Source organism: Anaerosporomusa subterranea (genome assembly GCF_001611555.1).
In the GTDB taxonomy this organism is placed as follows: Bacteria; Bacillota; Negativicutes; order Sporomusales; family Acetonemataceae; genus Anaerosporomusa; species Anaerosporomusa subterranea.
The window spans coordinates 136,452-163,448 of sequence record NZ_LSGP01000013.1; the positions used below are offsets into that span (position 1 = coordinate 136,452).

At 48.4% G+C, this 26,997-nt stretch carries 25 protein-coding genes, 3 tRNA genes, 2 pseudogenes and 1 riboswitch; of the genes and pseudogenes, 29 read left to right on the forward strand and 1 reads right to left on the reverse strand.

Going from position 1 to position 26,997, the window contains the following annotated elements; genetic code table 11:
- Positions 1-2 precede the first annotated feature (2 nt).
- From AXX12_RS04190 to AXX12_RS04265, 16 genes are all read left to right on the forward strand, one after another.
- The gene (locus AXX12_RS04190) at positions 3-362 is read left to right on the forward strand and encodes a hypothetical protein (protein WP_066238589.1); all 360 of its coding nucleotides are present in this window, start codon (positions 3-5) and stop codon (positions 360-362) included.
- Positions 363-506: 144 nt separating this feature from the next.
- Positions 507-2,042: an ATP-binding protein gene (locus AXX12_RS04195; RefSeq protein ID WP_066238592.1), complete on the forward strand. Its 1,536-nt coding sequence runs from the start codon at positions 507-509 to the stop codon at positions 2,040-2,042.
- Between the two features lie 359 nt (positions 2,043-2,401).
- Complete coding sequence (gene yqfC / locus AXX12_RS04200; protein WP_082816705.1) at positions 2,402-2,674, forward strand: sporulation protein YqfC; 273 nt, start codon at positions 2,402-2,404, stop codon at positions 2,672-2,674.
- Between the two features lie 13 nt (positions 2,675-2,687).
- Positions 2,688-3,908: a sporulation protein YqfD gene (gene yqfD, locus AXX12_RS04205; protein ID WP_066238595.1), complete on the forward strand. Its 1,221-nt coding sequence runs from the start codon at positions 2,688-2,690 to the stop codon at positions 3,906-3,908.
- A gap of 16 nt (positions 3,909-3,924) precedes the next feature.
- The gene (locus AXX12_RS04210) at positions 3,925-4,887 is read left to right on the forward strand and encodes a PhoH family protein (protein WP_066238598.1); all 963 of its coding nucleotides are present in this window, start codon (positions 3,925-3,927) and stop codon (positions 4,885-4,887) included.
- Between the two features lie 156 nt (positions 4,888-5,043).
- Entirely contained in the window at positions 5,044-5,508 is a 465-nt protein-coding gene (gene ybeY / locus AXX12_RS04215; RefSeq protein WP_074431333.1) for an rRNA maturation RNase YbeY, read from the forward strand.
- Positions 5,509-5,512: 4 nt separating this feature from the next.
- Complete coding sequence (locus tag AXX12_RS04220; RefSeq protein WP_066238603.1) at positions 5,513-5,863, forward strand: diacylglycerol kinase family protein; 351 nt, start codon at positions 5,513-5,515, stop codon at positions 5,861-5,863.
- Positions 5,864-5,875: 12 nt separating this feature from the next.
- The gene (locus AXX12_RS04225) at positions 5,876-6,262 is read left to right on the forward strand and encodes a cytidine deaminase (protein ID WP_066238606.1); all 387 of its coding nucleotides are present in this window, start codon (positions 5,876-5,878) and stop codon (positions 6,260-6,262) included.
- A 5-nt stretch (positions 6,263-6,267) separates the two neighbouring features.
- The gene (era, locus tag AXX12_RS04230; protein ID WP_066238610.1) at positions 6,268-7,161 is read left to right on the forward strand and encodes a GTPase Era; all 894 of its coding nucleotides are present in this window, start codon (positions 6,268-6,270) and stop codon (positions 7,159-7,161) included.
- Positions 7,162-7,261: 100 nt separating this feature from the next.
- Complete coding sequence (locus AXX12_RS04235) at positions 7,262-7,855, forward strand: DUF502 domain-containing protein (protein ID WP_066238613.1); 594 nt, start codon at positions 7,262-7,264, stop codon at positions 7,853-7,855.
- Between the two features lie 48 nt (positions 7,856-7,903).
- Positions 7,904-9,205 carry a hemolysin family protein gene (locus AXX12_RS04240; protein ID WP_461781728.1) on the forward strand — a complete coding sequence of 434 codons (1,302 nt, stop codon included), beginning with the start codon at positions 7,904-7,906 and terminating at the stop codon, positions 9,203-9,205.
- Complete coding sequence (recO, locus tag AXX12_RS04245) at positions 9,202-9,942, forward strand: DNA repair protein RecO (RefSeq protein ID WP_066238619.1); 741 nt, start codon at positions 9,202-9,204, stop codon at positions 9,940-9,942. The genes AXX12_RS04240 and recO overlap by 4 nt, the downstream gene beginning before the upstream one ends.
- Positions 9,943-9,991: 49 nt before the next feature.
- A complete protein-coding gene (locus AXX12_RS04250; RefSeq protein ID WP_231881791.1) occupies positions 9,992-10,444 on the forward strand; it encodes a DUF4342 domain-containing protein in 453 nt (150 codons plus the stop codon).
- Between the two features lie 331 nt (positions 10,445-10,775).
- Positions 10,776-11,654 (forward strand): glycine--tRNA ligase subunit alpha, encoded by an 879-nt coding sequence (glyQ, locus tag AXX12_RS04255; RefSeq protein WP_066238626.1) that lies wholly within the window; start codon positions 10,776-10,778, stop codon positions 11,652-11,654.
- Complete coding sequence (gene glyS, locus AXX12_RS04260) at positions 11,651-13,705, forward strand: glycine--tRNA ligase subunit beta (protein WP_066238630.1); 2,055 nt, start codon at positions 11,651-11,653, stop codon at positions 13,703-13,705. Before glyQ ends, glyS begins: the two co-directional genes overlap by 4 nt.
- A 23-nt stretch (positions 13,706-13,728) precedes the next feature.
- Positions 13,729-14,541, forward strand: coding sequence for a pyruvate, water dikinase regulatory protein (locus AXX12_RS04265; protein WP_066238633.1), 813 nt, complete (start codon positions 13,729-13,731; stop codon positions 14,539-14,541).
- A 111-nt stretch (positions 14,542-14,652) separates the two neighbouring features.
- Here AXX12_RS04265 and AXX12_RS04270 read toward each other — a convergent pair whose 3' ends face one another.
- On the reverse strand, positions 14,653-15,129 hold the full coding sequence (locus AXX12_RS04270) for an LptA/OstA family protein (protein WP_066238636.1): 477 nt from the start codon (positions 15,127-15,129) through the stop codon (positions 14,653-14,655).
- A gap of 155 nt (positions 15,130-15,284) precedes the next feature.
- Here AXX12_RS04270 and AXX12_RS04275 point away from each other — a divergent pair, with 155 nt between their 5' ends.
- The 13 genes and pseudogenes from AXX12_RS04275 to AXX12_RS04330 all read left to right on the forward strand — a co-directional run bounded on the left by AXX12_RS04275 (position 15,285) and on the right by AXX12_RS04330 (position 26,846).
- Positions 15,285-16,310: a deoxyguanosinetriphosphate triphosphohydrolase gene (locus AXX12_RS04275; RefSeq protein ID WP_066238639.1), complete on the forward strand. Its 1,026-nt coding sequence runs from the start codon at positions 15,285-15,287 to the stop codon at positions 16,308-16,310.
- Positions 16,311-16,618: 308 nt separating this feature from the next.
- Positions 16,619-18,418: a DNA primase gene (dnaG, locus tag AXX12_RS04280; protein ID WP_066238641.1), complete on the forward strand. Its 1,800-nt coding sequence runs from the start codon at positions 16,619-16,621 to the stop codon at positions 18,416-18,418.
- A gap of 50 nt (positions 18,419-18,468) precedes the next feature.
- Positions 18,469-18,852, forward strand: a pseudogene (locus AXX12_RS18690) (RNA polymerase sigma factor region1.1 domain-containing protein); the annotation flags it as partial.
- 999 nt (positions 18,853-19,851) lie between these two features.
- Positions 19,852-20,574, forward strand: a pseudogene (gene rpoD, locus AXX12_RS20095) (RNA polymerase sigma factor RpoD); the annotation flags it as partial.
- Positions 20,575-20,670: 96 nt separating this feature from the next.
- Positions 20,671-20,745: transfer RNA gene (locus AXX12_RS04290), tRNA-Asn, on the forward strand.
- Between the two features lie 54 nt (positions 20,746-20,799).
- A tRNA-Ile gene (locus tag AXX12_RS04295) sits at positions 20,800-20,874 on the forward strand.
- Between the two features lie 22 nt (positions 20,875-20,896).
- Positions 20,897-20,971, forward strand: a tRNA-Glu gene (locus AXX12_RS04300).
- Between the two features lie 82 nt (positions 20,972-21,053).
- Entirely contained in the window at positions 21,054-21,737 is a 684-nt protein-coding gene (locus AXX12_RS04305) for a tRNA (adenine(22)-N(1))-methyltransferase (protein WP_066238643.1), read from the forward strand.
- On the forward strand, positions 21,728-22,843 hold the full coding sequence (locus tag AXX12_RS04310) for a Nif3-like dinuclear metal center hexameric protein (protein ID WP_066238646.1): 1,116 nt from the start codon (positions 21,728-21,730) through the stop codon (positions 22,841-22,843). Before AXX12_RS04305 ends, AXX12_RS04310 begins: the two co-directional genes overlap by 10 nt.
- 136 nt (positions 22,844-22,979) lie before the next feature.
- A complete protein-coding gene (locus AXX12_RS04315; RefSeq protein WP_066238649.1) occupies positions 22,980-23,162 on the forward strand; it encodes a hypothetical protein in 183 nt (60 codons plus the stop codon).
- 29 nt (positions 23,163-23,191) lie between these two features.
- Entirely contained in the window at positions 23,192-24,124 is a 933-nt protein-coding gene (locus tag AXX12_RS04320) for a 3'-5' exoribonuclease YhaM family protein (RefSeq protein ID WP_066238653.1), read from the forward strand.
- A gap of 101 nt (positions 24,125-24,225) precedes the next feature.
- Positions 24,226-24,353, forward strand: a riboswitch (cyclic di-AMP (ydaO/yuaA leader).
- 3 nt (positions 24,354-24,356) lie between these two features.
- Complete coding sequence (locus tag AXX12_RS04325; RefSeq protein WP_066238656.1) at positions 24,357-25,025, forward strand: C40 family peptidase; 669 nt, start codon at positions 24,357-24,359, stop codon at positions 25,023-25,025.
- A 105-nt stretch (positions 25,026-25,130) separates the two neighbouring features.
- Positions 25,131-26,846, forward strand: coding sequence for an ABC transporter ATP-binding protein (locus AXX12_RS04330; protein ID WP_066238659.1), 1,716 nt, complete (start codon positions 25,131-25,133; stop codon positions 26,844-26,846).
- The last annotated feature ends 151 nt before the right edge of the window (positions 26,847-26,997 follow it).

Sequence of the window (26,997 nt, forward strand, 5' to 3'; positions counted from 1 at the left end):
TTATGGATATTTTAGTTCTGCTCTTGTTGTTTGCGCTCTACGTGATCCCTGAGGTACTGCGCCGTACGCGTAAACCAAAAAAGTATGAATATCCGCAGTTCCCGACAACAGATCCAAAAGCCGAAAATCCGCCAGCCACCAGTCAGGGACGAAAACCCCAACCATTCAAGCCTCAGCCTTTTGCCACGACTGCGCCGAACGTTGTCGCGGCAGCTCAACCGACAGCTCAATCGACAACTGTGACGCAGCCACTGCCTGCTGATGAACCAGTTGCCCTTAGTAATCTGGCTTATGGCTTGGTCATGGCCGAAATTCTAGGTCCGCCTCGTTCTCTGAATAAGCTAGGCTGGAAGCGGCAGTAAACAGGCACAACGACTTATAACATTATAATATGGTAATTGTTAACTTTACGACAGGGGAAAATAGCCCCTGTTTTTTTTTGCGCTCATTGAAGCACAATATCCAAGAGAACTTTATTTTTGAATTGAAAATAGGGAGGGAAGCGAATGAATGGCTACAAAGGACGCTTGACGTTTGCCAAAGGAACATATGTCGAATTTGTTGTCGCTCCTAATCAGGAAGTCGACTTCGGCGATATCTTGGTGGTCGAAGGACATAATGGCGAGCGATTTTACATTCGCACCTATGACTTTTCGGTAAAATCGCGTTGGTCAGGTATTAACAATGTCGGCTATTTGATGAACAAGCTCGATGACCAGGGCCAGGTGGTTAATCAGGAAGAGCTGGATTTTTATTTAGGCGGCAATCATACCGTCAAAATCGCTAAAGCAGAACAACTCTGTTATTCTGACGCGGCAGGCAGCTTGTGGAACCCCAAGACCTGTCCGGATTTCTTCTCTGAGATCCGGGCGCTGACAGCTGATGATACGGCTCTACTATCTGAGCTGAAAGGTGATATTGAATTCGGTTTCTTAAAAAGCGGCCGCGGTGTGCTGGATTTGCCTGTCGGCATCTATGGAACCAAGGCAATTCCTGAGCATATCGGCATTTTTGGTACAACCGGCTCCGGGAAGAGTAATCTCGTGAAAGTGCTGGCCAGTTCAATACTGGGAAGCGCCCAATACGGTCTGCTGATCTTTGACGTACATGACGAATATTATCGAGACCTGGCCCAACACCCGATGGCCAGTCAAAATCTAAAAGTATTCAGCGTCAAGCCTAATTCTGAACATGAGAACAAGCTCAACATTGCCTATGCGGATGTTGATCCTGAGGATGTCACAGCCTGTGCAACCTTTACTGAACCGCAGCTCGATGCTCTCTACAAGCTCTCGTCAGTTTGGCAAGAACAGTGGCTGCCCTATATGCTGCGCTATGAGATTCCTGATATTGCCGACGAATTGGCAGGAGCGACAGGTCAAAAGTTCCAGTCCCGGACACTGAGCAAGATCAAGAGCATCTGTTGGAATCTGCAACAGGAATTAGGTTTAGCTGAAGAATCCTGTGTAGCCGAAATCCTGGATAGTCTGCGTCAAGGCAAGGTTGCGTTGATTCAGCTGAAAAATGTGTCTCCAGTTGGTGAACAGGCACTATCAACCTTGTTGTCGAAAAAACTGTTGCAACGCTGTGCTGATAATAAACGCAGCGCTGAGGATAAGTCGGTCATGATCGTCATCGAAGAAGCCCACCGCTTTCTCGGTAAAAAAGAATATACGTCAAATAACGTGTTTGCTCGTCTTGTTAGTGAGGCGCGCAAGTTTAACCTGGGGTTGTGCGTAGTGGACCAGCAGCCACGGCTGTTAGCTGATAAGGTACTATCACAATTGAATACCTTGTTCATCCTCGGTCTGGCTTCAAAGAGTGACCGCACTAAGCTAGAGACCATGTGCCGCAAGGATATTTTACAACAACGAAACGAAATCAAGAATCTCGATTGCGGCGAAATGATTGTGGCCACTAACTACATGCGCTTTGCAGCGCCGGTGAGGGTGCACAAATTGGAGGATTATCTGGTCACTCGTTTTGATGCCAAGCTGTCTGGCAGCCAGCTCGTGGCTCTGGCTCCCAGCGTAATCGCGTAATCTTTAATACAATTTTCCCGGGCGTTCAGAAAGGTCCAGATGCTAGGCAGCCTCGCCGACCCAGCCGCGACGCGTACAAATGGTACGCTAGCAATGGGTTGGCGAGGCTATTGCGCAACTCTCGGCGCTTTAGCGCTCTAGAGTTGGCGGCATACCCCTTGCGGGTGCCAACGCAGATGGGCCTTTATCTTCGCACAACCTATAATCCCGCTCCTAGGATCGAGAACAGGCTGTAAGCTCGAACTAAGTTCGCTCTAAGGCTTCGGTCTACCGAAGACAAGGCTCACTTATATCAACGCCCGAGAGTGCTGAAAGATTCTGGGAGCGCATATCTTGATGTAAAAGGAGGGACGCTATGCATGTCAAAAAAAGGAAGGATGCAACGCTTGGCTGGACTGCTTGAGCTCCCCCAGGACATCGTTTTAGACTTACCGAGAATGACGATGTTGGGTAACATTCAAATGCTAGTTGAAAACCACAAGGGTATTATCGAATACACTCCTGAATTGGTACGCATACGGCTGAAACAGGGTGAACTCGTAATTAATGGCTCAGACCTCGTCCTGGGCAACCTGCAGGTAGAACAAATACTGGTCGAGGGAACGATGAGCGAGATTCGATTCAATCCTTGAGGGGGGACTAGCGGTGTTACTGCGAACAATCGGCAAATTTGTCCACGGGGTAGTGAAAATCGAGATAAGCGGTGCAGCACCGGAAAAACTGATCAATCTGTGTATGCTGCAAGGGATTTTTTTATGGGGTATAATCAAACGTGGTGATAAGATGCAGGCTTGCATTTTTTTGCACGACTTCTTTGACCTCCGTCCCTTAGTCCGTAAGAGTAAATGTCGCATACGGGTTGTAAACTATGACGGGCTGCCGTTTTTATGGAAGCGGCTGCAGAGAAGGAAAATGCTATGGGTAGGAATTGCCGCGTTTTTTATTTTGCTGAATTACCTGGCCTCTTATGTCTGGTTTATTGACATTATCGGGACAAAGACAATGGCGAAAGAACGCGTATTGGCAGTTGCCTACGAACAGGGACTTCGGCCCGGAATGCCCAAGGAGCGGCTACAGGAAAAATCCCTTGAAAGCCGTATGCGGCTGGAAATGCCTGAATTGGCTTGGGTTGGTATCAATTCGCAGGGGACCCGGGTTGTCATTGAAGTGGTGGAAAAAACGGTAGCAAAAGAAGAAGATAAAGCACCTGCGCATATTGTGGCCGCAAAGGATGGAATTATAGTAGAAGCGATAGCATTAGCTGGTGAGGTCATTGTAGCGCGAGGAGCGACAGTAAAGCGTGGTGATGTCTTAATAAAAGGAGTTATCAGCGAACCCGCTGTCGTTCAGAGTAAACCAGACGAAAAAAATCAATCACCGAAGAGTCTGCAGATCAGAGCTAAGGGCATTATCAAGGCCAGGGTGTGGTATGAGGGCTATGGCGAAGCGCTGACTGAAGAGACCATCTGGGAACGTACCGGCAATTATTCGTCGTCAGTGACAGCCCGTGTTGGCCCTTGGCAGGCGCTCTTGACTCGCCCGGTTAATCAGCCCTTTCCGCAGTATGAAACCGTGACAGTACAGAAAAAATTCCCAAATTGGAGGAATGGCGAGCTTACTGTCGAATCTACTATCAATACTTATCATGAGCTGCAAGCAAGAGTTGTGACACGGAGAGAGCCAGAAGCCAGAGAACTTGCCCGCGAAAGAGCGCTAGCTGCTGTCAGACAAAAAATTCCCGAGACAGCACAAATTCTTGCCAATGACATTGCAGTTATTAAGCAGACCGAACCTAAGCTTGTTAGGGTAACAGCACATGTCGAAACCATTGAAGATATTGGCGAACCCCAACCCATCAATCCGTAAACAGGAGGTCTTTGCATTGCAGCAATCTACGGAGAAAAAAATCGTACTAGCCGATTCGCAGGAAGCCCTCGCTCTGTTCGGCAGACAGGATGAACATTTACGGCTGATCAGTGACCAGTTTGGTTGCCGGATCGTCGCACGCGGCGATGAGATTACAATTACAGGCGAGGCCGTCGAAGTGGACCTAGCCTATAATCTGCTTAATGAGATGCTATACTTGTTCCGCGAGGGGAATACCATCACCTCGCACGATATACGCTATAGCATTAGAGTATTAAAGGAAGGCAAAGGAGACAGCTTGCATCAGATGCTTGCAGACACCGTGCTGGTGACCGCCAGAGGCAGGCATATCAAGCCCAAAACGCTTGGACAACGAATTTACCTGGAATCGATCAGGCAGAACTATATCACGTTTGGCATCGGGCCAGCTGGCACTGGGAAAACGTACCTTGCTGTGGCCATGGCCGTACATTCCTTAAAGAACAAAGAAGTGGAACGGATTATTTTGACTAGACCGGCAGTCGAAGCTGGAGAAAAACTGGGTTTTTTGCCAGGAGATTTGCAAGATAAGGTGGACCCCTATTTGCGCCCCTTGTATGACGCACTGTATGATATATTGGGCATGGATACCTTCCAAAAATACATGACAAAAAATATCATCGAAGTTGCGCCATTGGCCTACATGCGAGGCCGCACTCTTGACGATGCCTTTATCATTCTTGATGAGGCGCAAAATACGACACCTGAGCAAATGAAGATGTTTCTTACCCGAATGGGCTTTGGTTCTAAAATGGTAATAACCGGTGACATTACACAAGTTGATCTACCACGATCTAACAAATCGGGACTCGAAACTGCCACTCGTATTGTGAAGAATATTGATGGCATCGGCGCGATTTATCTCAATGACAGTGATGTTGTTAGGCACGAAATCGTCGCCCGAATCATCAAGGCATATGAACAGTTTGAGCAGACGTAATGTGGCTTGCTGCCCAGTCACTGGAGACGGGTGCTTTTGACGACGTTTTTTCCCAATGAAATTTTCTTGACTGATACCGTTTGTCTGTGATAGGACAAGTTTTCGACATATCAGACTTTTTAGGCTTAGCAGTAGTGGAGAGGAGTAAGAATAAACATGCAAGTTGTACTAAGTAGCCAGCCCGAATCGCTGGTTGTACCAGACGGCCTCGAGTCAGTCATTCGTACTGTTCTCAATAAAACTGCCGAAGTCTATGACTTATCACCACAAACTGAGGTTAGTATATTGTTTACTGATAATGCCACAATCCACTCGCTTAATCGCGATTATCGGGGCAAAGACATGCCGACCGACGTACTTTCCTTTGCACTCAATGAAGGTGATGAGCCCACGATCATTGATGGTCCGCCTGAGAACTTATTGGGCGATATCATCATTTCGCTGGAGAAAGCTGCAGAACAAGCTGCAGAGTACGGGCACAGCCTGGAACGCGAAGTCGCATTCTTAACCTTGCACGGGTTGTTACACTTGCTTGGCTATGACCATGAAACAGAAGATGATAGGGCAGAGATGCGCCAGGAAGAAGAAGCTGTCCTCGGCCTTCTGGGCATCGGGCGCTAGCAGCATGCGCCGCACATTTTTCCATTCCTTTCAATATGCCTGGCAAGGAGTGGTATACTGTCTCAAAACCCAGCGCAATATGCGGATTCATCTGCTGATGGCGATCAGCGCCTGTGGCTTGGGTTGGCGGCTGGGCTTACCTGCTGGCGAAATGGCTGTGCTGCTGCTGACAATAGGCTTGGTCATTGTGGCGGAACTGCTGAACACAGCTGTGGAAAAACTAGTCGATTTAACCTGCCCACATTATCATCCGCTTGCTAAAGCCGCAAAAGACACCGCTGCTGGCGCTGTGTTGGCCGCAGCGATTATCGCATTGGCGGTGGGGTATTATTTATTTGTTCCACGATTATTTTGAGAGGAGAGCGCCATGACAGATCTGCTTCAAGCTGCCTGTGAGGCACGGAAACTTGCCTATGTTCCGTACTCCCATTTCCCTGTTGGCGCTGCCGTATTGACAGACAGCGGGCGAATCTATACCGGTTGCAATATCGAGAACGCCTCCTACGGCTTAACAGTTTGCGCTGAGCGCACCGCCATCTTCCAGGCGATTGCCGCTGGCGAAAAACGCCTCACTGCCTTAGCCGTTATCGCCGATACACCTGGGCCTACCGCGCCCTGTGGCGCTTGCCGCCAAGTGATGGCAGAATTTCACGTCGAGACTGTCACGATGGCTAATATCAGCGGTGAAAGCCATACCATCAAATTTAACGAACTGCTGCCGTACGCATTTAGCAGCAACGATATGGGGAGTTGAACCACATGAAATCTGATTCATATACATCTGGATTTGTTAGCGTCATCGGTAGACCAAATGTCGGTAAATCCACTCTGGTCAATAGCCTGATTGGTCAAAAAATTGCCATTATGTCGGACAAGCCGCAGACTACCCGCAACAAAATACTGTGCGTGCTGACTTTAAGCGACTCACAGATTCTGTTTATTGATACCCCGGGTATTCATAAACCCAAGCACAAACTTGGTGAATACATGGTCAAGCAAGCTGAAACTACACTGAAAGAGGTTGATGTCATCCTCTTTGTTGTCGATGCGACAGAAGAAATGGGAGCAGGCGAAAAATATATTCTGGAACGCTTGGCTGCTGTTAAAACTCCGGTTATCCTCGCTGTCAATAAAATCGATCTGGTCCAAAAAGAAAAGCTGTTGCCGATTATTGACAATTATCGGGCTCACTATCAATTTGCCGCGGTTGTCCCGATCTCGGCGATGCGCAAGGATAACCTTGCCGCTCTTGTGCAAGAGATAAAAAGCCGCCTGTCGCCTGGACCGCAATACTATCCTGACGACATGGTAACAGACCAACCCGAACGCTTGATTGTCGCTGAATTGGTCAGAGAAAAAGTCCTCACCCTTACTAGGGAAGAAATTCCGCACGCCATCGCAGTTGATATTGAAGAAATTGCTCAACGTGCCAACGAAGATGTGTACATCAGAGCAGTGGTCTATGTCGAACGCGAATCACAAAAAGGCATCGTTATCGGAGCAGGCGGCGCTTTGCTGAAAGAAATCGGCCGTTTAGCCCGCGCCGACATCGAAAACTTGCTCGGTTCAAAAGTTTTTCTTGACCTCTGGGTTAAAGTGAAAAAAGATTGGCGTAATCGGGATGGCGTTCTGCGCTCATTTGGTTATGAATAGTTTCGGGCGTAATCTGCGTGCTGCCTGCCTTCTATCAATCTATTGACCGCTATACAGCGCAATGATATGATTGGTTAAAGAGTGAAGGAAAGGAAGACGTATGAAGTCAATCTCAAAATATTTTTTAAACGGTCTTATCATTATTGTGCCGATTGCGATCACGATTTTCGTGGTTGCCCAGATTTTTTCGTTTGCTGAAAACATTCTGGGACGCCATTTGCCGCAATCCATTCATTTCCCAGGTATCGGGTTGCTGGCAGTCGTGATATTGCTGGTGCTGACTGGCTGGTTGTCGTCCCATTGGCTACTCAAAGAGGTGTTGCAATGGGGTGAGCGCTTAGCTGGATCGATTCCGGTAGTCAAATTCATTTACAATAGTGTCAAAAAGATTTCCACCGCTCTGTTTGAGTCCCAGCAACTGTTAAAAAATGCGGTTTTGGTTCCCTATCCACATCAGGGAGTTAAGGCATTGGGCTTTTTGATGCCAGAGCTATCAGTACCGCTGGCACAGCATTTTAATGAGGAACATGTATGTGTGTTTGTGCCGCTAAGTCTCAACATGACTGCCGGGGTCAATATACTTGTTGCCAAGCAGGACGTCATCGCGTTAGATGTGACTAGCGAAAGTGCCCTGCAATATGTTTTGACAGCGGGCGCCATTATGCCGGATACCGGCAAGGCGACCAACATATAGGGGAGATGCTCTATCGACTCTGTTTCGTATAGTATAGTGAAGATATTTATTGCGTTATTGCTAGTATTAGTCAACGGCTTTTTTGTGTTGGCTGAGTTTGCGTTTGTCAAAGTACGCAAGACCCGTCTGGAAGAGCTTAGTCAACAGGGAGATCGGAGAGCGATGCTTGCGTTAAAAGTCGCCTCTTCGATTGATAGCTATCTGAGTGCAGTTCAGCTAGGGATTACCCTGGCCTCGCTAGCGTTGGGCTGGATCGGCGAACCAGCGATTGTTTCGTTGATTGAGCCGTTGATGCATTACTACTTTCCTGGCAATGTGTTGTTATTGCACACAGTCAGTGTTGTCATTGGTTTTACGATTGTCACGCTGCTGCATGTTGTGTTAGGCGAGTTGATACCCAAGTCGGTCGCGATCCAGCGGGCGGAGAGTATGGCTTTGCTTGTCGTTTGGCCGCTGTACCTGTTTCACAAAATCGGTTATCCAATCATCACAATATTTGACCACACTGCCTGGGCTATTCTGAAGTTGATGGGTGTAAAACAAGCCAAAGACTCGGAGATTGCCCACTCAGAAGAAGAGCTACGGATGATTGTTAGTGCCAGCCAGCGCGGCGGAATATTAAACCAGATGGAGAGCGAACTGATCGACAACGTTTTCGACTTCGCTGATCGTTTGGCCAGAGAAGTCATGGTGCCAAGACAGGATATGATTTGTCTGTTTCTCGAGGACCCACTGGAAGAAAATCTAACAGTCGTCCGTCAATCCGGGCATACCCGTTACCCCCTATGTCACAAAGATAAAGACCATGTTCTCGGCATGGTGCATATTCGTGATTTAATGGATGCTGGTATTTTTCAACAGCAAGAAATTGATTTGCGTACTATTATGCGCGAGATTTTGGTTGTGCCTGAGGGTATGTCAGTGGCAAAACTACTGCAACTGATGCGTAGAAAGAAAACCCATTTAGCGGTGGTCGCTGACGAATATGGCGGCACCGCCGGTTTGGTAGCCTTGGAGGATATTATCGAGGAGATTGTTGGTGATATCCAGGATGAACATGATCACGAAGATACCGAGATGGAACGCTTGCCCAATGGTGTGTATGAATTCGATGGTCGCATGCTGCTTGAGGATGTGGCTGAAGTTCTTGATATCCCGCTCGAGGACCATGAGGAAGACACGATCGGCGGCTATATTTTCGCTCTGCTGGGCAGACGCCCGGAAGTGGGCGACCAGATCATAATTGGCGAGTATCAATTTACCGTCTTAAAGGCTGCCGGATTTCGCGTTATTCGCGTTCAGGCGAAGGCGGTTGACGAGAGTCAAACTAGCCAAGTGCCAGAGACATGAAGCAATATCAGGCCGAAGCGATTGTGCTAGGCATCCGCGATTGGCAAGGTGCAGATAAAATCGTAACCCTATTTACTCGTGAATTTGGCAAAATTACGGCCTTAGCTTTTGGCTTACGACAGGCTAGAAACCAGCTGTCTGGTTGTATCCAACTGTTTTCACACATTGATGTTGTGCTTGGCACTGGGAAGAACCTCGATGTGCTCCGGCAAGCCAGTTTGAAGGAGTCTAACCGTGTATTACGAGAAGATCTTGACAGAATGGCTTACTCGGCTTTAGTGGTTGAAGCTGCGGCCGAACTGTGGCCTGAACGAGAAAGTCAGTCCGAGGCTTTTGATACGTTGTGCTCAGCCTTACACTTACTTTCAGAGCGCAACCCCCGCATCGCCGCCTTGGCAGTTTGCTGGCAACTGCTATCACTAGCTGGTTATCAACCTGAGTTTGATCATTGCGTCATTTGCGGAGATGACCAATGTCTGCTGCCGGCGTTTGACCCGGACGCAGGAGGTGTTTCCTGCCCCAGTTGCCGTCAGCTTGATCATCTCAGCTTGAGCGAGTCTTCTTGCGTTCTCCTTAAACGATTGTTTACACTAAATTTGCTCGAGCCTGAGCATTTTACTACTTCGGCGAGCGCAGTTGCTGAGGTTGAGAATTTACTGTTGCATTTCTTGGCTCATCGTTTAGATAAGCAACTGCATTCGATCTCCTTTATTCGTTCTTTGTCCAACTTGGGTTAAAATGCAGCTCTGTGGGGAAACTAAAAAGAAAACTCTGCAGGGGGGATTGATGATGGAAGAAATCACGTTGGAAAAACTGGATATTTTGCGTGAACGAACTGGCGTCACCTACAGTGAGGCAAAATCTGTTCTCGAGCGTCATAATGGCAATGTCATTGAGGCCTTGGTTGACCTGGAAAATGTAAAAAAATCCAGTTGGACTGAGGAGTTTTCGGTTCGTTCTGGCGAAGTTGTCGAGAAAGTCAAAGAGTATATTCGCGAAGGCAATGTGACCATGATCCGGGTTAAGCACGAAGATCGGACCCTAGTGGAAATTCCGGTCACTTTTGGCGCCATTGGCGCAGTCGTGCTGCCACAATTGGCCGCCTTAGGCGTGCTGGTTGCTGTATTCAAACGTTGCACCATTGAAGTTGTCCGCAAAGACGACGAAGCTGCTGAGACTGACCAGCCAGATCGAGAGCAGGATGACTCCGATAATCCGCGTTTGCCGCGTCCGCAATAAAGACCTAGAAAGCAAACTCGGCAAAAAGACTTGCTTTTGCCGAATATCCAGGCTACAATAATGTATATTATCATCAGGCAATGCGAGAAAGGTAGTACCGCCAGACACAGCGAGCCGGAGACAGTGTGAGTCCGGCAAGGCGCGAACGGCGTTCTCAAGCCGCGAGAGGAAATCCGTCAGCGGAAAGTAAACCTCGCCAGTGTAAAGAGTGGGCTGAATCAGCCAATCAGGGTGGAACCGCGGGTCACAACCCGTCCCTGTAACGCAAGTTACAGAGACGGGTTATTTATATTTTAATGGAATTTTGTATTGCATGAGGAGGCAAGAAAGCATGACATTTCAGGACATAATCCTGACACTACAGAACTTTTGGGCCAGGCAAAACTGCATTATCCAGCAGCCCTATGATGTGGAGAAAGGCGCGGGGACGATGAACCCGGCAACCTTCTTGCGTTCCTTAGGGCCTGAGCCCTGGAACGTGGCCTATGTGGAACCATCCCGTCGGCCGGCTGACGGCCGCTATGGAGACAACCCCAACCGCCTGTTCCAGCATCACCAGTACCAAGTCATTATGAAACCGTCGCCGGCGAATATTCAGGAATTGTATCTCGAGAGCTTGGCAGAACTCGGCATTGATCCGCAAAAACATGACATTCGTTTTGTGGAAGACAATTGGGAATCGCCTACTCTTGGCGCTTGGGGTCTTGGTTGGGAAGTTTGGCTCGATGGTATGGAGATCACCCAGTTCACCTATTTCCAACAGGTTGGCAGTATTGATGTTAAGCCAGTGTCGGTGGAAATCACCTATGGACTGGAGCGACTCGCCATGTACATACAGGGAGTGGAAAACGTATTTGATCTCGAGTGGGTCAATGGTATCACCTATGGTGATGTGTTCCACCGCAATGAAGTCGAACAGTCAACCTACAACTTTGAAATCGCCGACATCGATATGCTGTTCCATTTATTTGATACCTATGAAAAAGAGGCTGTACGCGTCGCCGGTATGGGTTATGTGCTGCCAGCCTACGATTATGTGCTGAAATGTTCACACACCTTCAATCTTCTCGATGCGAGGGGTGCAATCAGCGTTAGCGAACGCACAGCCTATATTGGCAGAGTCCGCAATCTGGCCCGCGTCTGCGCTCAAGGCTACCTCGATCAACGGGAAAAACTCGGCTATCCGCTGCTCAAGGGGGAAAAAGCATGACAAAGCATGTACTGCTGGAAATCGGCACAGAGGAAATACCAGCTCATTTTATGCCAGGCGCATTACGTCAGCTCGAAGCTGCCGCCACCGCGCTGTTTAAGGACCAGCGAATTCAGTGCGGCTCAGTCCGCGCGCTCGGTACGCCCCGGCGTCTGACTTTGATTGTTCGCGATGTGGTAGCTAGTCAAGCAGATAAGCAAAGTAAAAATAAGGGACCTTCAGTCAAGATTGCCTTTGATGCTGACGGTCAACCGACCAAAGCGGCTGCAGGTTTTGCCCGTGGCCAAGGAGTTACGGCTGACCAGCTTGTCGTCGAAGACGGCTATGTCTATGCCGTCGTTGAGGAAAAAGGCGGCCCGGTTGCTGAACTGCTGCCAAAGCTGTTGACTGATCTGATTAGTGGGCTGAGCTTTCCTAAAACGATGCGCTGGGCAGCGATGGATATCCGTTTTGTCCGACCGGTGCGTTGGCTTGTCGCACTATTCGGCGATGCGGTGATTCCGCTCAGTTTTGCAGGTGTGACGGCTGATCGCATTACCTTTGGTCATCGCTTCCTCAGCCAAGGCTTGATCGCTATCGAGTCAATAGAAGACTATTTGGCTAAGATGGCCTCCCACTTCGTCATGGTTGATCCTGAGGAGAGAAGAAGTGTTATCCGCCAGCAGATTGAAGCTCTAGCTGCGGAAAATGGCGGATCGGTCGCGATTGATGAAGACCTGCTGGAAGAAGTTATTTTTCTGGTCGAGTATCCGACCGCTCTCTGCGGCGAATTCGATCCGGCGTATTTGGCATTGCCGCCAGAAGCGGTTATCACTCCCATGCGTGAGCACCAGCGTTATTTCCCTGTTCTGGGAGCAGACGGCAAACTACTAGCCAAATTTATTACCGTTCGCAATGGCGGTAAAGAGCATTTGGAGATCGTCCGTCATGGCAATGAACGGGTGCTACGGGCCCGTTTAGCTGACGCCAAATTCTTCTATGAAGAAGACAAGAAAACCCCACTGGCTGAACGGGTGGATAAACTCAAAACCATCGTCTTCCAGGAGGGACTGGGCACACTCTACGACAAATCGGTGCGTATCCAGAACTTATCAGAAAAGATTACAGCTGAGCTTGTTGACCCGGTAGATACAGCTACAGTCCGCAGGGCGGCTTATTTGGCGAAGGCCGATTTGGTTACCGGTATGGTCAATGAATTCACTGAACTGCAAGGCATCATGGGGCGAGAATATGCGCTGCTCGCCGGCGAGTCGGCAGAGGTTGCTGAAGCGGTTTTCGAACACTATTTGCCTCGTTTCGCCGGTGACACACTGCCTAAGACAACTGCCGGCCGCATAGTCAGCATCGCTGATAAGGCGGACAATATTACTGCAACATTTAGCCGGGGTCTTATCCCTACTGGTTCGCAGGATCCATACGCACTCAGACGACAAGCACTAGGCATTGCCAATATCCTGCTTGAATCTGGACTGCATCTATCACTGTCACGTCTATTTTGCGATTCGATGGAGCTGTTGGCAGTCGAGAGCACAAAGCGCACCGCGTTGTTAAATGATATTCTCGAATTTTTCCGCATTCGTTTAAAAGGTGTACTTGCCGATAAAGGTATTCGCTATGACCTTGTCGACGCGGTGATGGCTGTCGGTATTGACGACGTTTGTGATGTCCTGGCGCGGGCCAATGCGTTGACTGGCTTTGCCGAAGACTCTGAGTTGCTGCGAATTGTGCAGGCGTTTACCCGGGTCGCTAATCTGGCGAAAAACGCTAGCACTGAGGAGATTCAGCCAGAACTATTTGCGGTTGACGCAGAGAAGACGCTACACGATGCCGTATCGCAGGTGGAATTGCAGCTTGCTGCTCTCTTGTCACAACGCGACTATTTGGCGATGTTGCGTGTAATGAGTCAGTTGGTTGAGCCTATTGACTTATTCTTTAATTCGGTCATGGTCATGGCCGAAGACCCTGCTGTTAGAGCAAACCGCTTGGCGTTACTGAAAAAACTGGTCTCGCTGACTACGCCCCTGGCGGATTTAAGCAAGATTGTTGTATGAACAGGAAAGGGGGAGAGCCTGCAATGGGAAACACTGTGATTTACGCACTGTCAGACTCGATTGGTGAAACCGCCGAATCGGTCGCTCGGGCGGCAGCCAGTCAGTTTGATGCTGATACATTGGAAATCGTCCGCATTCCCTATATTCATTCTGTGAAACAGTTGGAGAGCGTGCTCTCTGATGCAGCCAGGCAGCCGTCGATCATCTGCCACACGATTGTTTCGTCCGATTTGCGCCAGGCGTTAACCGAGAAAGCTGCCAGTGCAGGCATCCTGACTATTGATATTATGGGGCCGATGATCCAGGCTACCCAGAAGGTTTCAGGATTGTCGCCGAAATTGACACCAGGTCTGATTCACAAACTGGACCAGGAGTATTTCCGCCGCGTCGAAGCGGTGGAATTTGCAGTCAAATATGATGATGGCAAAAATTCGGGCGGACTGCTGAAAGCGGATATTGTGATTGTTGGTGTGTCGCGTACTTCGAAGACACCGCTCAGTATGTATCTGGCACATAAAAAGTGGAAGGTCGCTAATGTGCCGTTAGTCCCGGAGATACCGCCGCCGCATGAGCTATTTCAGGTGCCGCCCGCGCGTATCATCGGCTTGGTGATTGATCCACACAAACTAAACGAAATCCGGGCAGAACGGCTGAAAGTGATGGGCCTAGCTCCGGACGCCAGCTACGCCGCCGTCGATCGGATTGAGGAAGAACTAGAATATGCTAAGGTTGTCATGGGCAAATTGAATTGCCCGGTGATTGACGTATCCAATAAAGCGATTGAAGAGACCGCCAACCGGATACTGGAGTTAATCGTCGAAAACAGGGAAGCCTAACCACCGAAAGAACAAAAAGAGGGGAAGATTGCCTCGCTTGGCCCGCAAATGACAATTCTGTCATCGCGAGCGGAGTGCGGCGATCTTCCCCAGTTTATTTTTTGAGTTCGGTTACAGCAACTGATTGGTCTTGAAACTATAGGACGCGGTATCAGCTTTCGTTGTAGCGCCATCCCGTGTGATTGCTACATTACCAGTAAATACTGCCAGTTTAGTCTTCCAATTGTATTCGGCGTGGTCGGCGACGATATCTATATTAGACCGGCTAAAACGCAAACCACCATCAATTTTCGCCATATGATCTTTTCCGTAGACATATACGCTATCCCCAGTAAAGAAAATATCTCCCTCAGCCACAGTCACGCCGCCGGTTCCCCACACTTCGAAGGAGCCTAAGCTAACCTTGGCTTGGGAAGCGGTAAAGGTTCGCTTGCCAGCCTCAATAAGAACATTACCTTTAAGAACATATACTCCATCGCCTGGATCGAAATAGGTGGTGTCCGCTTTGATTACCGGCATCGCGGCGAAAACAACATTGGAGAGTACGAGTAATAGCAACAGCGTCAGCATCGCAACGCGTTTATTCATTTAGGTCACCTCTTACGCAAACATATTCTTAATTATAGCAAGGAATTCTGAATTTGGGTATGGAATTATCTGCCTATGTTCTCACTTGGCTATGGCATAAGCTTTTTGAAGCATGCTATACTAAAAATAGAAAGCCCAGAGAGGGAGGGGTCAGAATGACCGTCAGGGAACGCATTGAGGAACTCGAACTAAAGATTCTTTCGCCCTATGCTGCTAAAAGCCGGAATGCTGACCGAGAAAGAGAAGAACTGCCTTGTGAATTCCGCACCGCCTTTCAGCGCGACCGTGACCGAGTCATTCACAGTAAATCGTTTCGCCGTCTCAAGCATAAAACCCAAGTTTATATTTCTCCTGGCGATCATTACCGGATGCGCATGACGCACAGCCTTGAGGTGGCGCAGATCTCACGGACAATTGCGCGCGGGCTGATGCTAAACGAAGACCTAACTGAAGCCATCGCACTAGCGCATGACGTCGGACATACGCCGTTTGGTCATTCCGGTGAGTATGCGTTGCAGGACATCCTCGGGCAATTTCGTCATAATGAACAAAGTTTGCGGGTTGTTGAGTACTTGGAAAAGGAAGGGCGCGGTCTCAATCTGACGCTGGAAGTGAAAGATGGGATCCTCAATCATACTGGCGATCAAGAGCCGATTACACTAGAGGGCTGTATCGTTCGCGCCGGTGACCGCATTGCCTATCTTTGTCACGATTATGACGACGGCTTGCGGGCGGGTATGCTCAAATGCGCAGATTTACCGACCGGCGTCAGCAAGGTTCTTGGTCACAATCCTTCAGAGATGATTACAGTTATGGTGGCAGATATTATCACTCAGTCGGCTGATAAAAGCGAAGTTCGCATGTCGCCTGCGGTTAGACAGGCGATGGACGAATTTCGGCAATTTATGTTTGCAAAAATCTATCACTCACAAGATCTCGAGCATGATCGGAAAAAAGCGAAATATGTTATTCACAAGCTCTATGAGTACTTCCTAGCCAACCCCGAGGAACTGCCGACCGATTATCGAGAACGGGAAGATCGTTGGGGATTGAGCACGACGGTTGTTGATTATATTGCTGGACTGACTGATCAGTATGCGATTCATCTATTTCACCATTTGTTTATTCCGTCCACTTGGGGTGGCAGCGGATCTGAACGTTGGAAAAAAGAATGCATTTAACGAGATCCATTTACTGACAACGTATACGAAGGTGGAGATACCTGCGTGTACTTTGCACTACATTAACCGTCCATTAACTCCGTTTATTTCACAGACCGCCTAGGCGGTCTGTTTTTCATTGCAAAGAAATGTCAACTTGTCAAGAGGTAAAAGAGGATATTTTACTAGTGGTATTGAAATATATAGATCGACAAACAAATACAACACGCAAAATGATTGGAAATGGAAAAGCAGGATTAACGAGAAAAATGTAGAATACAGTCATTTCTGGAAGAATGCAATACATTCCAGTTTAGTAAGGATGAACGATGAAAGATACAGTTTACGATGACTTTATTGATCGGTTGCGCTCGGAAAGCGACATTGTAGCTGTTGTATCTGATTATGTGCCGCTAGCCAAGAAAGGGCGAAATTACTGGGGTTGCTGTCCCTTCCACCGGGAAAAAACGCCATCGTTTTCCGTTGCGCCGGATAAAGGTTTTTTTTATTGTTTTGGCTGCCAGGCAGGAGGCAATGTTTTTAACTTTTTGATGAAAGTTGAAAACCTTCCTTTTATGGAAGCGGTTAAACTGCTGGCTCGGAAACTGAACATACCGATACCGGAGAAAACAAAATCAGAAGACGACCTTCGGCGTGAACAGGAAGCTACACAATTATATAAGGCGAACCAACTGGCTAAAGACTTTTTTCACGCTTGTTTAACGAAGGCAGCGTTTGGCTCTGAGGCACGCCAATATTTGGCTTCCCGCCAAATCACCCCAGAAATCATCGATCAATTTCAATTGGGATTTGCGCCGCCATTTTGGGACAAACTGATTCGAACGCTTGCTGACCGCAACGTTCCTGTCGATTCATTAATTAAGGCAGGTCTTGCCATCTCCCGTGAGCAGGGAGGCGCTTATGACCGCTTTCGCAACCGAATTATGTATCCAATTATCGATTTGCATGGACAAGTTGTCGGTTTCGGCGGCAGGGTGCTGGATCAGACTCAGCCTAAATATTTAAACAGCCCGGAAACGCCGATTTTTAATAAACGGCATGTATTGTATGGACTGAATTTAGCCGCTCGCAGTATCAAAGAAACCAATCAGGCAATTATAGTTGAAGGCTATATGGATATGATTGCCTGCCATGCTGCCGGTATAACCAATGTAGTTGCTTCTTTGGGCACGGCGTTTACTCAGGAACAGGCGAAAAGCTTACTCCGCATGACCAAAGAACTAGTATTTGCCTATGACAATGATGCTGCCGGACAAAACGCTACCCTTCGCGCCTTATCGATGGCTCGCTCTCTTGGCGCGTCTGTTCGGGTGGTCATGCTCAAAGGCGGCAAAGATCCGGATGAGTGCATTCAACGTAATGGGACTGACGCCTTCGTTACCCTAATTCGAGAGGCGCCCGCATTGATAGATTATCAGATTCAGACTGCCTTAGCCAATGAGAATCTAAATACTCTTGAAGGAAAGGTCAGGGCTGTCGATAAAGCGGTGACTGCGCTTGCTCTATCCGATAATGCGGTAGAAGTCAATTCGTATGTGGCGCGCTTGGCGCAAACCTTAGCATTGGATGAAGCGGCTGTTCGCAGCGAATTGCGGAAACATGTTCGTATGAGTCAAAAGGATAAATCTGTAAATCGTGGACAGAATATCAGTACAGCGATGATGGAAAATCGATCAAATATGGCAACAATAATGGCAGAACGGCATATTATACGGTTGCTACTTGACGATCCGGAGCTTGGTACAGAACTTTCTTCGCATCTTGTAGACGAGGATCTGCAAGATCCCAATCGACGTGAGATAATGAATTCAATTCTACTTGCGTATAATATGGGAAAACCGATATCAACTGCAACGGTTGGCGCTAATCTTAGCGAATCGGCCTGTGCAGAACTTTCTAGCATTGCCGTCATGGAAAGTGATTATAACGATGTGTCGCGGACAGCGGCTGACTGCGTCAGGATACTACGGCTGGCGCGGCTCAAAGACTTATATGAAAACCACCGGCTGCAGGCTGATGAATACGAACGTATGGGGGATAGCCGCTTTCTGCAGGAATTAGCGGAAAGCCAGCGAATTAAAGATGAGATTATTAAATTGCATCAATAGGACAGATTTAGTACAAGAAAAATGTGTTTTGCCACGGGAGGGGGGAAATAATGTCTGAGAAGAAGAACGTCCAAACCGAACAAGTGACCGAACTGTTGCACAAAGGCAAGAAACGCGGCGGCGTACTCACCTATTCGGAAATCATGGACACTTTGCAAAGTGAAGATCTCTCTCCAGATGAAATAGACGATATGTATGAAATGTTCACAACCAAAGGCATTGAAATTGTTGATGAGATTCCGGATGTTGAAGATGGGGCAGATACGCAAGAGGTAGAGACTGCGCCGGAAGAAGTCGACATCGATCTCAGCATTCCAGAAGGTATCAGCATTGATGATCCGGTTCGTATGTATCTTAAAGAAATCGGACGAGTGTCTCTGTTGACCGGCTCTGATGAAATTAAACTAGCAAAACGCATGGGTAAAGGCAATGAAGCCATTCGCCTGGTTCAGGAGCGACAACAGCGGGTAGAAACCGGCGATGTCGAATGGCTGATCGAATTTCTTGTTCGCCAGGCTAAAGACCGCGGCGGCATCAGTGGCCGTGAATTTCGCAATTATGTTCGCCTTTCAAAACTTGAGGGAGAAGATATCGAACGAGTAGAAGCTGGGTTGCGTCTAGCTAATATCGAGCCATCTGAGACTGATCCGCTGGAAGCGATGATCAATCGGGCCAAAACTATGGGTGGAGTTATTCGCGAAGGCGATATTAAGGTTGCCTGTTATTTTGCTGAGCTTAATTCGGAGCAAATGATGGACGCCTTACAGGCCAACGGCATTGTTGTCGAAATGGGACTTTCTGCAGCAGACTTTTATGAACGCCTGGAATATATCAAACAATATGTTGCACAAGAAGAGTTATTGTCCATTGCTCGTGATACGTCTATTGTCTACCGAAAGCTGGCTCAGACTGCTAAGGAGCAGGGCAAGCTAACCGGTCAAGACTTTCAACATATTTGCCGTGAGCTGACGCAAGAGGAAGTAAAATCGATGTTGCGTCTGCTGGCTAGTGATAAAATTGAACTCATTGATCCTGTACGCCCCTCAGATATGCGGGACAATATTGGTGATTTAGACAGTCGTAAGCTACTTGACAAAGCGGTAGAAATAGCACTATCCTCCAGTTCCGATATCCTATCTGGTCTGCTTGAATTTGCATCTGTACGCTTGTACAAGTTGACTTCAGAGGAATTTGAAGAAGTCGCGCGCAAGGCACAATTGCCGACAAAAGGCATTGCTGACCTGGCTAAGGAGCTCGAGAGGGCTGGAGTCGATATCATTGAGGGAAGCTACCTGTCACTGGCGCATCATCTGTTAACAGAAGTAGATGTCCTACTCCGCAATGCTGATAGTGCGCCTAGCGATGTTACCGAAGTGTTGGCCGCTTGTTCGAATCATCTCAGCCCGGTAATCCGTCGATTTAAAGAGCAGGGCGATGTCGCAAAACGGGCGCTATCTGAGGCCAACCTTCGCTTGGTAGTCAGTATTGCCAAACGGTATGTTGGACGTGGCATGCTATTTTTAGATTTGATTCAAGAAGGCAATTTAGGCCTAATTAAAGCTGTCGAGAAATTCGACTATAATAAAGGCTATAAATTTAGTACGTACGCCACTTGGTGGATTCGTCAAGCCATTACCCGAGCTATCGCTGATCAGGCCCGCACCATTCGTATTCCAGTGCACATGGTAGAGACAATCAACAAACTCATTCGCGTATCTCGCCAGCTATTGCAAGACCTGGGCCGCGAGCCTTTGCCGGAGGAAGTGGCTAAGGAAATGGAAATTAGCGTTGAGCGAGTCCGCGAGATTATGAAGATTGCCCAGGAGCCTGTGTCCTTAGAAACACCGATTGGCGAAGAAGAAGATTCGCATTTGGGTGATTTTATCGAAGACCAGGACGCGCCAGCGCCTGCCGAGGCTGCCTCCTTTATGTTGCTGAAAGAACAACTGGAAGAGGTACTGGAAACGTTGACCGAACGGGAAGAGAAAGTTCTCAGACTCCGCTTTGGGCTTGATGACGGCAGATCGCGCACTCTAGAAGAAGTCGGTCAGCATTTTGGCGTTACGCGCGAGCGTATCCGTCAGATTGAGGCTAAGGCTCTGCGTAAACTGCGTCATCCCAGCCGCAGTAAGAAGTTGAAAGACTTCCTCGAGTAGTCAAGGTCGGGTTCTAGTTGTTTGTTTGCAAAAAACATGACAGAATATCTTGACGTTAAGGCATGATTGGTTTATAATCGATTATGTTCACGGCATTCCTCGATAGCTCAATGGTAGAGCACGCGGCTGTTAACCGCGGGGTTGTAGGTTCGAGTCCTACTCGAGGAGCCAACTTTAACAAGCGGTGACAGGCTTTCTTCGGAAAACCTGTTTTAGTTTCTTGATGGGCCTATAGCTCAGCGGTAGAGCAGCCGGCTCATAACCGGCCGGTCCCTGGTTCGATCCCAGGTGGGCCCACCATTTTTTCAATTCTCAACTCATCGGCCCGTTGGTCAAGCGGTTAAGACACCGCCCTTTCACGGCGATTACGGGGGTTCGAATCCCCCACGGGTCACCAGCAAAAAATGATGCAAAGCCGGCAAACGCTGCTTTGCATTTTTTATTTTACTTTTCACTATTGAACAGATGGAGGAATAATAATGAAGCTCGGCGATCGCCTCAGCGCGTTAGCGGCTATGGTTCCACCTGGCAGCCGAATGGCTGATGTGGGCACAGATCATGCCTATTTACCGCTATATCTGGCAGAAATCGGTCACATTGAGAGGGCGGTGGCGATTGATGTGAACCCCGGCCCTTTTGCCTCGGCCCGTGATGCAGTCTTGCGCGCAAGCATGGCTGATAAAATCGATGTGAGGCTAGGTAATGGCTTGCAGGTCGTCACTCCTAACGAGGTGGATGTGGCAGTCATGGCAGGCATGGGTGGCATGACGATGATTCAGATCATGGAGACAAGTCCCGATGTCCTACAGAGTCTCTCGCGCTTGGTGCTGCAGCCGATGGTAGGTGCGCCACAGGTACGGCGATGGCTACAAACAAATGGCTGGCGCATTATTGATGAAACAATTGTGCAAGATGAGGGTCGCTTATATGAGGTACTTGCCGCTGAACCGGGGCAAATGGAGGCTAACGAACTGCTAGAGATCGGGCCGATTCTCTGGCAACAGCGTCACCCCTTGCTGGCAGATTTACTAAAACAACGATTGTATTCTCTGTGTTTTGTTCTTAGCCAAATGGAAAAAAGCGCAGCGGCGCAAACTAACCCTAAATACCAAGAACAGAAGGCAATCATTTCGATATTGGAGGCGAAACTAGCATGTCTTTAACCTGCCAAACCGTAATGAACGCACTGGAAGAACTGGCCCCAGCTCGTCTGGCGGAAAACTGGGATAATGTTGGCCTGCTAGTTGGCTATCCAGAGCAGCCGGTTAGAGCGATTGTCATTGCCCTTGATGTGGATTCCGATGTTGTGGAATTCGCACTGGCGCATGGGGCAAACCTGATTGTTGCTCATCACCCCGTTATTTTCAAAGGAATCACCACTCTGCGCCAAGATACGCCGCAAGGAGACTTGTTATGCCGTCTGATTCAAAATCAAATCGCCGTCATTGCCGCTCATACCAACCTGGATGCCGCGCAAGGAGGGGTAAATGATGCATTGGCTGCAGCCCTTGGCTTGAAGCAGGCGACCCCTTTACTGCATACCCACGCTGAGAGGCTGTACAAACTGGCAGTCTTTGTACCTGAACAGCAATTGGAGGCTGTGCGGACTGCCATGGGAGACGCGGGCGCCGGTCATATTGGTGTGTATAGTCATTGTTCGTTTAGCGTAAAAGGTGAAGGAGTCTTTTTACCTTTATCCGGCGCTACGCCGTTTATTGGCGAGGAAGGGCGCTTGGAGCGGGTTGCCGAATATAAACTGGAGACTTGTGTAACTGAAAACGTCCGTCAGCAAGTACTTGACGCGATGCTGTCCGCCCACCCCTATGAAGAAGTTGCCTATGACCTGTATGCTCTTGAGAATACGGGGCCTGCCTTTGGTATGGGGCGAATCGGCATTTTAGACCAGTCCATGAGCTTGCGCCAATTCACGGCAATGGTCAAAGATCGTTTGGCTGTCAGTGCAATAAAAGTGGCTGGTAGGCCAGATGCTTTAATCCGCTCGGTAGCAGTATGCGGCGGCAGCGGGGCAAGCTTTGCAGCCCAGGCAAAACAAGCGGGGGCCGATGTCTTTGTCACCGGTGATCTCAAGTACCATGAAGCGCAGCAAGCTATAGCCCAAGAGTTGGCTATGGTTGACGCGGGACACTTTGCGACAGAGTATCCGGTTATACCCTATTTGGCAAAGTACTTGGCCACCTATTCCGAAAAGCAAGAATGGAATGTACCAATAATTTCTTCGCCTTCGAAAGACATTTTTTGGTCTCTATAGAAAAGAATACCAAAATAATTCTCCAATATGGAGGATTATTTTTATTTTAAACTAATGAATAAAAGCGTAAAGGAGAGTAGAACCTGGCGTAGAGTCTTGCCCTGGATGAGAGTCAAGAGAAAGAGGAGGCGTTAAGATGGTACAAGGTCCGTTACTGCTAGTTCTTCTCGCTATCGCCATCGCACTGATTGTCGCCCTAATCTCTCGCTATAAGGTTCATGCATTTCTTTCATCGAAGAAGTATCAGGCGCATTCGTTTTGGATGCGCCTTTTTGTATTCTCTTGCAGGAATCTCGCAACTAGCGGGCGAACCCTATAATTCAGTTTACAGAATAGGGGTTGTTACATTTGTTGGCGCAATTTCGGGTTGGGGATGAAATCCGGCATAGTGTGCTCATGCGTTTGCAGAAGGCAGGGCAGTCGTCAAATGGCGGTGTATTTGCCCGTGGCACAGTAGAAGATAACAGTGGGACGCTGAGTTTTATTTGCTTTGAACGAGAAACAGTTGAGCTGCTTAAGGAAGTCAATGGAGCCACGCCCATGGTCATCTTTGGTGTCGTCCAGGCTGACCGCTATAGTACTGACGGAGCTGTGCAAGTTCTTGTGCGCCGGGCTGAGCCGGTGAACGACGACGATGACTTGAGTCATCTCTTGCCCTATACACCAAAAGATATTGAGGAATATAAGGGACGACTCGAAGGCTTGATAGCAGGAGTATCAAAAATCCATTTGCAGGAATTGTTGAGAGCAATTTTATCAGGCAAAACCTACGCGTCGTATGTAAAGCACACTGCTGCGATGAGATTGCATCACGCCTATATCGGCGGCTTGCTGGAACACTCGGTTGATGTCGCTCGGCTTGCAAAAGGTATGGCGATTGAAACCGGCAATGTAGATGTCGATTTAGTGGTTACCGGCGCACTGTTACATGACATCGGTAAACTGGAAGAGTTGTCAAGTGGCATGGGGTTTGAATATACTAATATTGGCAGGATGATCGGTCATGTTTCCTTAGGGGCTATGCTTGTGGAACGTACGATTTCCAATCAAAAGGATTTCCCGCCAGATGATGCCCAAGCGCTATTGCATATCCTGCTGTCACATCATGGGAAAGTGGAGAATGGCGCGCCAGTCGCTTGTGTGACAAAGGAAAGTTTCATTGTTCACTATGCGGATGAGCTCAACTCTGTTCTTAGCCAATTTGCAGATAACGAAGGTAAGACAGACTGGCGTTATGCCAAGATGCTGAATCGCTATATCCGCGTCAGTCAAGAGGGTTGATCAACTGAAAAATGGGTACAATCTAAGTCGAATGGTACTTGCCATTTTTTTAGAACACAAGGCAGGATTTTGCAAGCCAGAATCGAATTTAAAATGATTAGAGCATGATAAAGCCGAATCCAGCTCAGGTACGGGGGAACCGCAAACCAGGGGTGAAATTCCGGAAACGGAATAGGGGTCCTCTAACCCTAACCCGTCAGCTAACCTCGGAGGCTTCGAGAGGGGCAGACATTTGAAAAAGGTAGTCTTTTTGTTGTGCGTTTTGTTCAGTTTGACGTTTCTAAACGTCGCGTCGGCCTCGAATTTTTATGAGGAAGGCGACCAAGGGCAGGAAATTGTTTTGATTCAGAAGCGGTTGTTGTCACTGGGGTATGAGATTGGTAGCGCTGATGGTGACTTCGGCCCTGCCACCGAGACTGCAGTGAAGGCTTACCAAAAGGACAAAGGTCTGACGCCAGACGGCGTGGTTGGCCCGACAACTTATCAAATGCTGCTTGGACGCGATATACCGGCAGTAAGCCGCGATTCGTCCACTGTAGCAGTCAGACGAGTCATTCAATTTTCCATGCGGTATTTGGGTGTTCCGTATGTATTTGGCGGCACAACTGCAGATGGTTTTGACTGCTCCGGCTTTACCCGCCATGTGTATCGCACAGTTGGCGTGGCTCTGCCGAGAACGGCTGATGACCAGTTTGAAGTTGGCCGCGCAGTCTCGCTAAGCAGGCTGCAGCCGGGGGATATGGTGTTTTTTACGACATATGCTTCTGGAGCGTCGCATAGCGGTATCTACATTGGCGACGGCAATTTTATCAGCGCGACTTCCAGTCGCGGCGTCGCCATTGATCGGTTAAACAGTTCGTACTGGGGCCCGCGTTATGTTGGTGCAAGGCGCGTACTGTAAGAAGACTGGTAAAGGCCATACGGCACACGAAGGGAAGGCGGGCAAACGCCTTCCTGGTTTTCTTTTCCTTTTCTATTTTGATTCAGCAGAATCGCGAGGGCTCTTATGTATACATTCTATTGGCAAAAGTTCATCCTGCCCTTTTGGCCAAAAGTAGTTATTGCTTTGGCTAGTTTCCTTATGGCCAGTGTGGCAGGACTGGCAGCGCCAATTATTATTAAACTGCTGATTGACAATGTCCTGGCTGATGGAGACTTGTACCAACTGCACTTTATCACAGCTGGCATTGTCGTATTATATTTGCTGCGCGGCATTTTTTCTTATGTGTATGGGTATTTGATGGCCAAGGTCGGTAATCGACTGATTGAGCGCATGCGTCAAGAAATGTTCGTTAAACTTCAGTCCAAGGATTATGCCTATTTTGTCAACAACCAGACAGGCGAAGTGATTTCGTTGTTCTCCAATGACCTGACATTGATTCAACAGGCCGTGTCTGTGAGTATACCTGAATTTTTTATCGAAACCTTGAACGTACTTGCCATTCTTTCAATTATGATCTACTTTGACTGGCAATTATCACTGGTGACCTTTGCAACCTTGCCTTTCATCTTTCTTGTTGTCGGCTATTTCAATAAGAAAACAGCCAAAATTGGTATGCTGATGGAAGACTCTTTGGCTAAAGTAGCCAGTTTTTTGCATCAAACGTTGCTGTCTGCCACCATTGTTAAAAGTTATAGTCGTGAAGAGTACGAATACCGTAAATTCAGTCAGAGAATTCACCAAGCAGCTGAGGAATTTTTAAAGATGCAACGCCTAAACGCCGTCCTGGTGCCGCTCGTCGAGTTCTTAGCTGCGATTGGCCTGACAGTGATTATTTGGTTTGGCGGCAGGGAAGTTATTGATGGAGAGTTAACCATTGGCGGCATGTTCGCCTTTTTAGTATATATTATTAATGTACCCGCCCCCATGCGAAAGATCGCGCAAGCCGCAACAAGTTTACGCATGGGAACAGTTGCCTGGGAACGCATTCAACAATTCGAATCCCAACCGCGAACTATTTTTGACGGTGGGATGGAGGCGCCAAAAGGTCATGGGTTGGTTGAATTCCGCGATGTGTCGTTCTGCTATAGTCAGAATACCGGCATTTTGCACCATATTAATCTCTGCGCCAGGCCAGGCGAAATTATTGCTATTGTTGGTCCCAGTGGCGCAGGGAAGTCTTCTGTTGCCAATCTATTATTGCGGTTATACGATCCTACTAGTGGCGGTATTTATGTCGATGGGGTGGATATCCGGGAACTGAACCTAGCGTCCCACCGCAAACGAATCGGCTTTATCCAACAAGAGCCCATTTTATTTCACGGCACAGTACGAGAAAATATTCGTTATGGCTTTCCGGGAGCCTCAGATGCGAAGGTGGAGTGGGCGGCCCGCATGGCTGATGCACACGACTTTATCCTTGCTTTGCCGAATGGCTATGAAACGCCAGTCGGCGAGTTAGGTGGTTTATTGTCCGGCGGGCAGAGACAGAGAATTGCGATAGCCAGAGCACTGATACTGGAACCAGCCATCTTATTGTTGGACGAGCCCACAGCCGCCCTAGATTCTCAGTCCGAACGGCAGGTAATGGAGTCGATTCGGCGAGCCAGTGGCGGCAGAACAACCTTCATTATCACCCATCGATTGTCGACCTTAATGGCTTCTGACCGAGTCGTATATTTGGCCAATGGCTGTATTGTCGAAACCGGCACTCATGGCGAATTGTTGCAGCGTGGTGGCTTATACGCTAAGGCTGTAGCATTAGAAGCGCTTGGCGCTTAGAAACACTAGAAGTCTGTTGCAGAAGCAACAGACTTCCTTAAAAAACAAGAGACTAGTTGAAAAAGCTCCAGCTGCTAGGAACAGCGAGGCTTGCGCTACGTTGTTACCTATGCGACGTAACAGCAATTGTTGCCACCTAGCTTGTTAGCAT